At 43.4% G+C, this 10,628-nt stretch carries 9 protein-coding genes and 1 riboswitch; all 9 genes read right to left on the bottom strand.

Features of this window, described 5'->3' with window-relative positions; translation table 11 throughout:
* Positions 1 to 20 precede the first annotated feature (20 nt).
* Positions 21 to 3,401, bottom strand: coding sequence for an exodeoxyribonuclease V subunit gamma (gene recC, locus AAC147_RS05190; protein WP_047679365.1), 3,381 nt, complete (start codon positions 3,399 to 3,401; stop codon positions 21 to 23).
* Complete coding sequence (locus AAC147_RS05185) at positions 3,394 to 3,765, bottom strand: prepilin-type N-terminal cleavage/methylation domain-containing protein (protein WP_047679363.1); 372 nt, start codon at positions 3,763 to 3,765, stop codon at positions 3,394 to 3,396. Before AAC147_RS05185 ends, recC begins: the two co-directional genes overlap by 8 nt.
* Positions 3,762 to 4,223 (bottom strand): YgdB family protein, encoded by a 462-nt coding sequence (locus AAC147_RS05180; protein WP_231571328.1) that lies wholly within the window; start codon positions 4,221 to 4,223, stop codon positions 3,762 to 3,764. The genes AAC147_RS05185 and AAC147_RS05180 overlap by 4 nt, the downstream gene beginning before the upstream one ends.
* Positions 4,216 to 4,854, bottom strand: a complete 639-nt coding sequence (locus AAC147_RS05175; RefSeq protein ID WP_047679359.1) for a prepilin peptidase-dependent protein — start codon at positions 4,852 to 4,854, stop codon at positions 4,216 to 4,218. Before AAC147_RS05175 ends, AAC147_RS05180 begins: the two co-directional genes overlap by 8 nt.
* Positions 4,851 to 5,357 (bottom strand): prepilin peptidase-dependent protein, encoded by a 507-nt coding sequence (locus AAC147_RS05170; RefSeq protein WP_156115320.1) that lies wholly within the window; start codon positions 5,355 to 5,357, stop codon positions 4,851 to 4,853. The genes AAC147_RS05175 and AAC147_RS05170 overlap by 4 nt, the downstream gene beginning before the upstream one ends.
* Positions 5,358 to 5,740: 383 nt before the next feature.
* Positions 5,741 to 6,535, bottom strand: coding sequence for a thymidylate synthase (gene thyA / locus AAC147_RS05165; protein WP_047679357.1), 795 nt, complete (start codon positions 6,533 to 6,535; stop codon positions 5,741 to 5,743).
* Complete coding sequence (gene lgt, locus AAC147_RS05160) at positions 6,532 to 7,437, bottom strand: prolipoprotein diacylglyceryl transferase (protein ID WP_047679355.1); 906 nt, start codon at positions 7,435 to 7,437, stop codon at positions 6,532 to 6,534. Before lgt ends, thyA begins: the two co-directional genes overlap by 4 nt.
* A gap of 84 nt (positions 7,438 to 7,521) precedes the next feature.
* Positions 7,522 to 9,768 (bottom strand): phosphoenolpyruvate--protein phosphotransferase, encoded by a 2,247-nt coding sequence (gene ptsP, locus AAC147_RS05155; RefSeq protein ID WP_047679353.1) that lies wholly within the window; start codon positions 9,766 to 9,768, stop codon positions 7,522 to 7,524.
* Positions 9,769 to 9,790: 22 nt separating this feature from the next.
* Positions 9,791 to 10,321 (bottom strand): RNA pyrophosphohydrolase, encoded by a 531-nt coding sequence (rppH, locus tag AAC147_RS05150; RefSeq protein ID WP_038259852.1) that lies wholly within the window; start codon positions 10,319 to 10,321, stop codon positions 9,791 to 9,793.
* Between the two features lie 116 nt (positions 10,322 to 10,437).
* Positions 10,438 to 10,542: riboswitch (TPP riboswitch) on the top strand.
* Positions 10,543 to 10,628 lie beyond the last annotated feature (86 nt).

Raw genomic sequence — 10,628 nt, 5'->3', positions numbered from 1 at the left:
CTCCCTATTTCTTCTTTAAGCTATTTCTTCTTTAAATAGTACGCCATAGGCAACAAGTAGTTCTGCACTTCGCGTTTCATGCGTACCCAAAATGATTGATCCACCTGCCTGAAAGCTCTTTGAGTATAAGCATCACTAAATTCACCCTTTTTTCCTTGTGTTCCTAGCCATTGCTGCATTAATTTGCTTTCCGCTTTTTGCTGAGCTTCCTCACTAAAATTAATCTGCTGGCTTTCCTTGTCGTAACAAGCCTCCAGCCATGCCCAACCACTTCGGCAGAACAGAGGAAGAGGCTCGGACATCCCTTGAAAATAGCCTGCAACCAACTGATTCAGATAGTTCTTGGCTTCATCGGTTGTCAATGGTGAAAAATGCCATACACTGCTTTCCCTTCCATACATGCGACTTTCACCTTCTCCTCCTGAGAAGCAGTAAGCAAGATGTTCAATCCATAGTTGGATACCATCATTGGCAGTTAAGTTCGCCGGACGCCAACATAAAATTCCGTCAGATTGAACTTGGTTAATTTTTCCGGTCAGAGTAACAGCATCTAATTCATGGCGTAATGCTATGACAGAAGAGTCCATTCTCTCCTCTCGTACCTTATCTGCCAATGGCTGCATCGCCTCAAGCTGATTCCGCCAATATACTTCACCAAATGCACCGTGTGGCAACCCACCTGATGCACGGAGGTGATAAAACAATGAGTCAGGTTGCCCCTGCTCAAGCAAAATGTTCAATAACAATTGATTGAATTGATAACGCTGCAAATGATCCAATACAAAAGGCTCTTCCTCAGGTAATTCCGTTTCTTCAATAACAAAATGGACTTTCAATTTTTGCTGAAAAAATGCCCTGACCGGATGGCGATAAAAACGAACCAGATCATCCAACGCCACTTCTGTTATCTCACGAGTATCGCAGTCTAACGGCTGACCAAAATGAACGGGGGAAATGCCTTGCAAACTGGCTGCCGGTAGCCATTCAACCGCATAACTTTGTAGCTCATGATCGGGTTGAAAGTTTTCCGTGGCAAAAGGGACACGCGTATGTTGCCGCAACAGATGATTTCTGACTTTTTTTGCACTGTCATCCACATTGAGCATCTCATCTCCCGGCAAGCAGCAACTCTGGCAAACATAATCCAGCAGTTCGTTAACCAATACGGAAGGGTTACATTCTGTATCATCGCGAATTGATTTACCAATGTAACTGATATACAAACACTCTTCTGCTGATATCAATGCTTCCAGAAACAGATAACGGTCATCGTCACGCCGTTTCCTGTCCCCTCTCTGGCTTTTTTCTGTCATCAGATCAAAGCCAAGTGGTGGGATTGTTCGTGGATAAATACCATCATTCATTCCCAACAAACAAACAACTTTAAAGGGAATAGAGCGCATTGGCATCAGAGTACAAAAGTTCAGGGAACCCGCAAGAAAACGTTGGCTGATCTTCTCATCATCAAAACGCAGAGCTAACTCATCACGCAGTAAGATCAGGGGTATTTTTTTGTCATAATGTGCATGCAAACCATTCTCAATCACCTTCTGCCATTGCTGGATGATCAATGCCAATACCAGCTCGGTTTCATTATCCGCAATAAAAAAGGTTTCCAGCAATTGTGGACAAATACCAAGCCAGTCCGTCAATGATTGCTCTTCACTCAGAATCCTGCGCCAGCGATTTAATTCCATCAAAAACTCAGCCAGTTGCCCGGCCAGTTCTGCGGCAAGGCCACTGGATTCATCATAAGGTAAAACCTCATTCCACGGGCCTGCGTGGCTATCCATTGCATAACCTAGCAACATGCGTGTCAGACCAAAATGCCAGGTATTCTGCCCGGTGGCAGGCAATGACAGCGCTTCAATATTGTCATCATCCAGCCCCCAACGGATACCGGATTCCTTTACCCAACGCCGCAATAAACGTAACCCATCTTCCTGAATTGCGAACTTATCAGCCAGAGAAGGTACTTCCAATAATGCTAATACCTGCTCGGCTGTAAAACGGCTCTGAGGTAAATCCAATAAAGTAATAAAAGCCTGCAATACCGGGTGTGCCTGACGGGCTTTACGATCAGAAATGGCAAAAGGAATATAACGTTCATCCGGTGCGTTACCGAATACGGCCTGAATATAGGGCGTATAATTGTCGATATCAGCCATCATGACAATAATGTCCCTCGGTGTCAGAGAAGGATTATCATCTAACAGACGCAGTATTTGATCCTGCAAAACCTCGACTTCTCTCTGTGGACTGTGGCACGAATGAAAAGACAGAGAATGATCTTCCCAGACAATCTGTCGTTTCTTCAGACTATTTTTGAATGTGCTTTCTGTAGAGCCAATTTGAGCATGATCTTCAAGATGCAAGATATCCCGCTGGAGTTGATGCAGAATACAATCTGGCTCCAGTTCAACAAAAGCATGGATGTCAGCATCCGGCTCCAATTGGGACAACAGGTAAAGATTATCTCTTCCTAATTTTCCCCATGAAGCCAGTAAAGGGTTACTCAGATTCTGTTCCCCTTCTTCATTAAAAAGGGATTGCGCACTATCTGGATCTCTGAATCGTTCTAATGATTGCTGACTGCGGTAATGTCTAGGTTTACGGCTGTTCAATTTAGCAAGAAATGCGTAATTCTGAATATCACCCCAATAATATTGGCACGGGTTAGTGAACATTAGGTGGATATCAATCTGCTTACCCAGTGCCTTGAATACTTGCAGGTAAGTGGGAGGTAAAGAAGATATGCCACAAATAAAGATCCGTGAAGGCAGTTTTTCCTGTGGAAAATTTCCATCTTCCAATGCTGAAATAAAGCGATGATATAAGTTGGCACGATGCCACAGAGGTTGCTGTAGTTGATACGTGTACGCTATCAACTCGATCCATAACCGTTTCTGCCATTCCTGGTTCACACTTAGTCCATCAATGAGTTGCCCACTTTCCCAGCTCTCCAGCCATTGAGGACGATAAACCAGGTATTGGTCAAACAGGTCAGCAACTCTGCCTGCCAACTGATGGATCTTACGTTTATCATGATCCTGATCGAGATAATGTCTGAGTACCACAAACTCAGGCTCAGTTAACAGGTTGGGTAGAAGTGTCATCAGTTTCCATTTCATGGCATCTTTGCTGAATGCACCTTCTCTGGGAACATCAGGCAATACCTGTGTAAACATCTGCCAGATAAACGTTGCCGGCAAAGGAAATTCCATATTTGCAGCAATCCCTAATTTCTCTGCCAGTTGAATTTGCAGCCACTGTGACATACCGGGGCTTTGAACCAGGATCACTTCTTTGTCAAATGGGTTAGCGAGGGGGTTCTCCCTGATAAATATCGCCATCAACTCTTTCAGAATATCGAGTTGATTTGAATGATAAACTTTAAACATCAATGCTCCCGCTTGCACAAAACCAGCGTTCTAATTTACCTGAAGGATTATAGCTTTTTGTCACAGTTACCGTTATCTGATAGCACCCCAATGGATGAAATTCCTGTCGAAACTCCGTTTCCCACCCTTGTTGTGATCCCTTTTCACCTTCAATCATCTTTCCTTTTAATGACTCATATTGTTCCAACTGCTCATGTGCCAGTTTTACTGCCTTAAGTTGTAACCAATACTGCTGGAAATTTGATAACAGTGCCTGATGGTAACGCATTAAACCTAACAGCGAGACAGCAAATACGACAGATGCCACCATGACTTCCGGCAAACTTATGCCATTCTGCTGCTTATGCCTGCGAAATATTTTCATAAACAAAATTCAATCGGTATGACAGGACAAAAATCTAACCAACCACTTTTAACAGGAGTAAGTGTATCCTGATTTGAACCTTTCATCTGTTTCATCCATTGATAAAGTTCAAGATGTTCTCCGGCAGAAAACGATGCTATTCCCTTTAACAGAAAAAGATCATCCTGATAACGCCTGAGGCAACTTTGCAAATAAGATCCTGATTTCTGTAAACAGATCCAGCTCCCCAACTCCCGTGAATGAAGCGGCCATGACTGTACTGAACCCCATGCCAATGATGACTCTGCCTGTTGAAAAGCATTCAGATATTTCTGTTCATCAAACATCATCAACATGGCATTTTCTTGCTGGTAATGCAGTGCTTTCAGCGTCATTAAACTTAATGTCAGCATCATAAGAATCGATACCAACAGAGCATTACCTTTTTGGTCTTTATGCTGTTGGCTTAAGTCATGCACCAGGTGATTTCCTTATGTTGCGCAACCGAATTATGGTTTGGTAGTGATAAACAACAGAAGGAGATTTCACCCAACTGGCTTTGATGGACAATGTTATAAATATCAGCCTATTTTTTGACTGTGATTTTTCAAGGTGAAAAGTGTCAATAGTGACTTCTTTGGGATCAAAAAGCCGTTCCCAGTTATTTTCCTGACAATTTCCTGCTCCTCTTTTCCATTCAAGAGCACGATTATTTAATCGGTAACCAAAAAATTCAGAGGCTGTGTGCTCAGGCTCTTCCCATTGATTATTTAAATTAAGGTCAAAAGCGACAATAAAACAGGAATGGGTAGCTTCGGTATTTTTATTTTGAATCACCAACGCTTCTCCTTTACATTGTTTACTGTCCTGACAATAGCCTGCCCGCCTGAGATCTTTTTCCATCATATGAGCTACCCGATTCACCAGGTAGTGGAGACGGTATTGACGGTAGAGATCGAGTATCTGGCCGGATAAAACAGGATAACTCTTTGCCATCGCAATAAAAATTACGCTGCCAATCAACATAGCAACCAGAACTTCCAGCAGAGAAAAACCTGACTGATTTTCTCTGGAACAGTTTCGCCTGAAACAGCTTATAGCCCATATCATGAGTTTTTGATGTCTCCACAATCAGGAAGCTGATTTATATGATTACTGCATGTCCTGATTCGCCCTCTCCCTGAAATGACGATACTTATTTCTCCGGCAGAATTTGCCAGTACAAAGCTGGCTGGCATCGCGGTATTTCTGACACCATAAAAATCGATTCGCTTACTGGTTGTTGATACCAGAAGCACATCATCATGTGGTGAACTGACACGCTCTCCTTCCCCTTCATTGCAATCTGTACTCACGGTAATTGAGGAAACAAGACACCAGGATTGCCCAGTCACCAGCCACAATGTTCGTTCCTGATTCATATAATTCGCCAGAGCCTGCTGCCTTTCCATAAAAGACAACACATTCTGCACGGCTGATTGCAACTGCAAGCCACTCTGGTAATTTACCCAACTATGCAATCCGTAGAGCAAACTCATTGAAATTAATATCATTGCTATCATTAACTCTAACAATGTAAATCCGCTTTGCCGGTTAGTGTACTTATCGCTCATCAGCATCCAGCCTATTTCTCTGTTTACTGGTTTAAATTCTCGCTGGCGAAAATATCTTCAATTTGGAAGAAAATAAAAAGCGTAATTTTTTATTTATGCGAGGAGATTTGAAGAGAAATCTCAGTATATTGCTCTGTTACATTCTATTTGCGAGCCAGTCCAACAACATGACCAATGAGATTAAAATTTGCACAAATTAACGACTTCGACTTGGTGATCAGGAAATAGGAAATAGGAAATAGGAAATAGGAAATAGGAAATAGGAAATAGGAAATAGATGAGTTTCAGGCAGAAATATAAGGGTATGAATTAAAATTCTAAATTATTTTTTCGGATAAATATTTTTTCCATCCCTAAAGAGGGATGGAAAAAATAATGCAGAATTAAATCGCCACCGGGGCTTTAATACCCGGATGCGGATCATAATCGACAATTTCAAAGTCTTCGAATCGATAATCGAACAGAGATGCGGGCTTACGCTTAATAACCAACTTTGGCAACGCTTTGGGTTCACGGCTCAATTGCAGTTTCGTCTGCTCCATATGATTGCTGTAAAGGTGGGTATCACCGCCAGTCCAGACGAAATCCCCCACTTCCAGATCACACTGCTGAGCCATCATATGAACTAACAAAGCATAGCTGGCAATGTTAAATGGTAATCCTAAAAATACATCACAGGAACGCTGGTAAAGCTGGCAAGACAGTTTGCCATCTGCCACGTAAAACTGGAAAAATGCGTGACAGGGTGCCAAAGCCATTTTGTCCAATTCGCCAACATTCCATGCAGAAACAATGATCCGGCGGGAGTCGGGATCACTCTTTAATTGTTCAATAACATTGGTTAGCTGATCAATCTGACGACCATCCGCTGCTCCCCAGGAGCGCCATTGTTTACCATAAACTGGCCCTAAGTCACCATTTTCGTCAGCCCATTCGTCCCAGATAGTAACGCTATTATCATGCAGGTATTTAATATTGGTATCACCGTTCAGGAACCACAACAGTTCATGAATAATAGAGCGGAGATGGCAGCGTTTGGTTGTTACCAGCGGAAAACCTTCTTGCAAATTGAAACGCATCTGATGACCAAAGATTGAAAGTGTCCCTGTGCCTGTACGGTCATCTTTTGCTGCACCCTCTTCCAGCACTTTTTTCATTAAATCCAGATACTGTTTCATTTTGCCTCTTGTACCTCATCATTTCGCGTATTATTACGAGTATTGTTGTTGCGGGAACACTTATATGCCCATACCATCATCAGAATCCCCGCTAAAATCATTGGCATGGAAAGGATTTGCCCCATACTGATCCCTTCAAATAATCCAAGTTGAGCATCAGGTTGACGGAAAAACTCAACGATGATACGGAATACACCGTAACCAATCAGGAATAACCCTGAGACACTTCCCATCGGGCGTGGCTTACGAATAAATAAATTCAGGATGATAAACAGCACAATGCCTTCCAGCACCATTTCATACAGTTGTGAAGGATGACGCGGCAGGACACCATACTTTTCCAAAACAGGCCATAACGAGGAATTGGTGGTTGCCAATGCAATATCTTCACTACGGGAACCCGGAAACAGCATTGCCCACGGTGTATCAAGCGTGACACGCCCCCACAACTCGCCATTAATAAAGTTACCGATACGCCCCATACCTAAGCCAAAAGGAACCAGTGGCGCAACAAAATCAGCAGTTTGCAGGAAGTGGCGTTTCGTTCTGCGCGAGAACCACCACATTGCACAAATGACACCAACCAATCCTCCGTGAAAAGACATTCCGCCGTCCCAGACCTTAAACAGATACAAAGGATTATTCAGGAACATCGGCAGGTTATAGAACAGAACATAACCGAGGCGCCCACCAATGAATACCCCGGCAAAACCTGCATACAGCAAGTTTTCTACTTCGTTCTTATTCCAGCCACTGTTTGGTTTTGCCGCACGACGATTTGCTAACCACATAGCAAAAACAAAACCAACCAGATACATAAAACCGTACCAGTGGAGAGATACGGGGCCGATTGAAAATATGACAGGGTCAATATTAGGAAATGCCAGGTAGCTAGTGCTCATCGTTCCCCACTAATAATATGTTGTGTGAATGAATTTGTGTGTTAATGCCCTAAGACAAATAATCGTAAATAATAGCATGGGCGCTTAAATGCCACCACGCACCAACCCACCAAGACCGTGGGTTTCCAGAAATGCAGAGGAAATCTCTCTCACTTGTTGGCTGGTTTCCGCCTCTAATACTTCTTTGACAAAATAGTTGAGTTCGTCCGAATCTAAATGATGCAGCAAGTACTTGATACGCGGCACACTTCGACCACTCATGCTCAGGCTACGATAACCAAGACCTATCAAAATCAGCGCCCCCATCGGCAAACCTGCCATTTCACCACAAACACTAACGGGTAAGCCAATACGCCGGCTTTCATCAATAATCTGTTTTAACGCTCTGATTACTGCCGGATGCAGGTTGTCATACAGAGAAGCGACATGTGTATTATTACGATCTACCGCAAGTAAATACTGGGTTAAATCGTTTGTACCGATAGAGATAAAATCAACGCGTTTCTTCAATTGTGGCAGCAGCAGGATCAAGGAAGGAACTTCTACCATGATCCCGACTTGTGGCATCGTAATAGTTGTCGCAACTGATCGTTCAACTTCTGCTTTTGCCCTGTTGATCAACTTCCTGGCTTCGTCAATCTCTTCAATACTGCTCACCATCGGCAGCAATATTTTCAGGTTCTCCGTCTGTACATTGGCTTTCAGCATAGCTCTGAGCTGAATCAAAAATATTTCCGGCTGATCCAGGGTAATGCGAATTCCCCGCCAGCCAAGACAAGGGTTTTCTTCGTTAATTGGCATATAAGGAAGGTTTTTGTCAGCGCCAACATCCAACGTCCGCAATACGACTGACTTATCAGGAAAAAGTGTGAGCATTTCTTGGTAGCGGTTTTTCTGTTCATCTTCGGATGGAAAACCACTATGCAACATAAAAGGGATCTCAGTACGATACAACCCGACACCGTCGATACTATCACCCATGTGTTGCTCATATTTCAAGCTCAAACCCGCATTGAGCTGAACAAATACTCTTTCCCCATTCTTAAGACGTGCTTTTTGTTGCAATTCGCCTTCAGCCAATTCGCTGAGCATCTGCTCTTCTTCAATAAGTTGGCGATATTCCTGAACAACCAGTGGCTCTGGTTCAATAAAAAATTCTCCGCGATAGCCATCCAGAATCAACATCCGGTTATGCAGTAGTTCTGGTTGAATGTCTGCGCCCATAATCGCAGGTATACCCATTGCCCTGACCAATATTGCGGAATGAGAGTGCGTTGCCCCATCCCGTACAATGACACCAGCCAGCTTATCCTGTGGTATTTCGGCCAGTAAATTGGCACTGAGCTCATCAGCAACCAGAATGAAATGTTCAGGCCACTGGCTGTTGCCAGTAAAAGAATCATCCAGATGGAACAATACCCGTTGCCCAAGTGCGCGTAAATCAGAGGCTCTTTCCCGCATATAAGCATCTTGCAGGCTGGCGAATTGTTCTGCATATTTCTCAATCACGGCCTTAACCGCCCATTCTGCGATAGAGCCGCTATCAACGGAATGAAACAGATCCTGTTTAAGTTTGGGATCGTTCAATAAATGGGAATAGAGATCAAAAATGGCAGCACTTTCTTTTTGTGAACTGGCTGTAAATCGTTTACTTATTCGACGACATTCTGCGGTTGCCAGTTCAAGGGCTTGGGTCAAACGAGAACGTTCAGCCTGATAATTCAGTGTTGATGCTTCAAATACTTGTTCGAGCGATGGCTGAGAACAATCCTGCCATCCCTGTGCCATGACAATGCCATCGGAAACCGCCAGTGCCTTGATACGTGTCTGGCGATACTGACCAAACAGTCCCCGGATCTGCGCTTGAGAAAGGATCGCAGCCAATTGCATAGCAAGTGTCACCATAAAGGACTCTTCACTTTCATCAAATAATCGGCGTTCATTTTGTTGAACAACCAAAATTCCTTGCAATTGGCGACGATAAATAATTGGAACCCCTAAAAAGGCCCGCAGATTTTCTTCTTTTACTTGAGGAATATATTTGAAACTAGGATGGTCACGCACATCAGCAAGGTTGATTAATTCCGACAAACGCCCGACTTCACCCACAACACCTTCATTAAAGGCGAGGCTGATTACACGTTTTTCTGGCTTTTTTAACCCCTTAGTCGCCATCAGGTAATAGCAACAACGCTGATGGTCTGCCAGATAAATAGAACAAACTTCCGTGTTCATTGCTAAACAGGTTTCATTGACTAATAGCCCAAGCGCATCCGATAAATTTGTTGCCATCGCAACCTTTTCAACAATTTCCCGTAAGCGCATGAGCATAACGATTACCTAAATTAATTATCTAACTTCTTCTACGACGATATATATAGGTTGAATAGGGTTGTGAAGTAGATTCCTGCATTGGCATCACAATGGAAGAAAATTCTTTCATCACACGGCGGTATACATCTCGTTTAAACGAAACAACTTGCCTGACAGGATACCAATAGCTCACCCAACGCCATCCATCAAATTCTGGTGTACTACTGCGCTGCACATTAATATCTGTTTCATTACAAAGCAACTGCAATAAAAACCAGCGTTGCTTTTGCCCGATACAAACGGGCTTTGTATCCCAACGCACCAAACGCTTGGGTAATTTGTAACGCAACCAGCTACGGGTGGAGGCGAGAACCCGTACATCTTTGCGATTTAAACCAACTTCTTCGAACAACTCACGATACATCGCTTGTTCTGGTGATTCCCCCGGATTGATGCCCCCTTGAGGAAACTGCCAGGAATGTTGCCCATAACGACGAGCCCACAGAACCTGTCCTTGACGATTACAAATTACAATTCCTACATTCGGGCGGTAGCCATCATCATCGATCACCAGACTACCTCTCGATAAAACGAATTTGAAAAGATAGCTAATTGTTTCACACTCATCTCAAGCGGTAAACCTCTATGATGGGACTTTGCAGTCACAACCGAAGTCTCTACAATACAGTCACCTCAACGGGGTGCGATTGTTGCCGGGCAGCATCGCTGAGAACAAACCCGTAGAACCTGATCCGGCTGATACTGGCGTAGGGATTTGAGTTGCTATTCTATAAATAGTCATTTTATCTGGCACTTTCTCAAATCCTTTACCAGTCTGCTAATAACGCATTTAATTATGAGCGCTAATAGCTACTGTT

The sequence above is a fragment of the Xenorhabdus sp. NBAII XenSa04 genome (genome assembly GCF_963866145.1).
Taxonomy (GTDB): domain Bacteria; phylum Pseudomonadota; class Gammaproteobacteria; order Enterobacterales; family Enterobacteriaceae; genus Xenorhabdus; species Xenorhabdus indica.
This window is presented reverse-complemented; position numbering and strand designations above follow the sequence as displayed.

Excerpts from the sequence above, each read along its gene's own strand:
- recC (WP_047679365.1), bottom strand. The coding sequence starts at position 3,401 with ATGTTTAAAGTTTATCATTCAAATCAACTCGATATTCTGAAAGAGTTG.
- AAC147_RS05185 (WP_047679363.1), bottom strand. The coding sequence starts at position 3,765 with ATGAAAATATTTCGCAGGCATAAGCAGCAGAATGGCATAAGTTTGCCG.
- AAC147_RS05175 (WP_047679359.1), bottom strand. The coding sequence starts at position 4,854 with ATGATATGGGCTATAAGCTGTTTCAGGCGAAACTGTTCCAGAGAAAAT.
- AAC147_RS05170 (WP_156115320.1), bottom strand. The coding sequence starts at position 5,357 with ATGAGCGATAAGTACACTAACCGGCAAAGCGGATTTACATTGTTAGAG.
- thyA (WP_047679357.1), bottom strand. The coding sequence starts at position 6,535 with ATGAAACAGTATCTGGATTTAATGAAAAAAGTGCTGGAAGAGGGTGCA.
- lgt (WP_047679355.1), bottom strand. The coding sequence starts at position 7,437 with ATGAGCACTAGCTACCTGGCATTTCCTAATATTGACCCTGTCATATTT.
- ptsP (WP_047679353.1), bottom strand. The coding sequence starts at position 9,768 with ATGCTCATGCGCTTACGGGAAATTGTTGAAAAGGTTGCGATGGCAACA.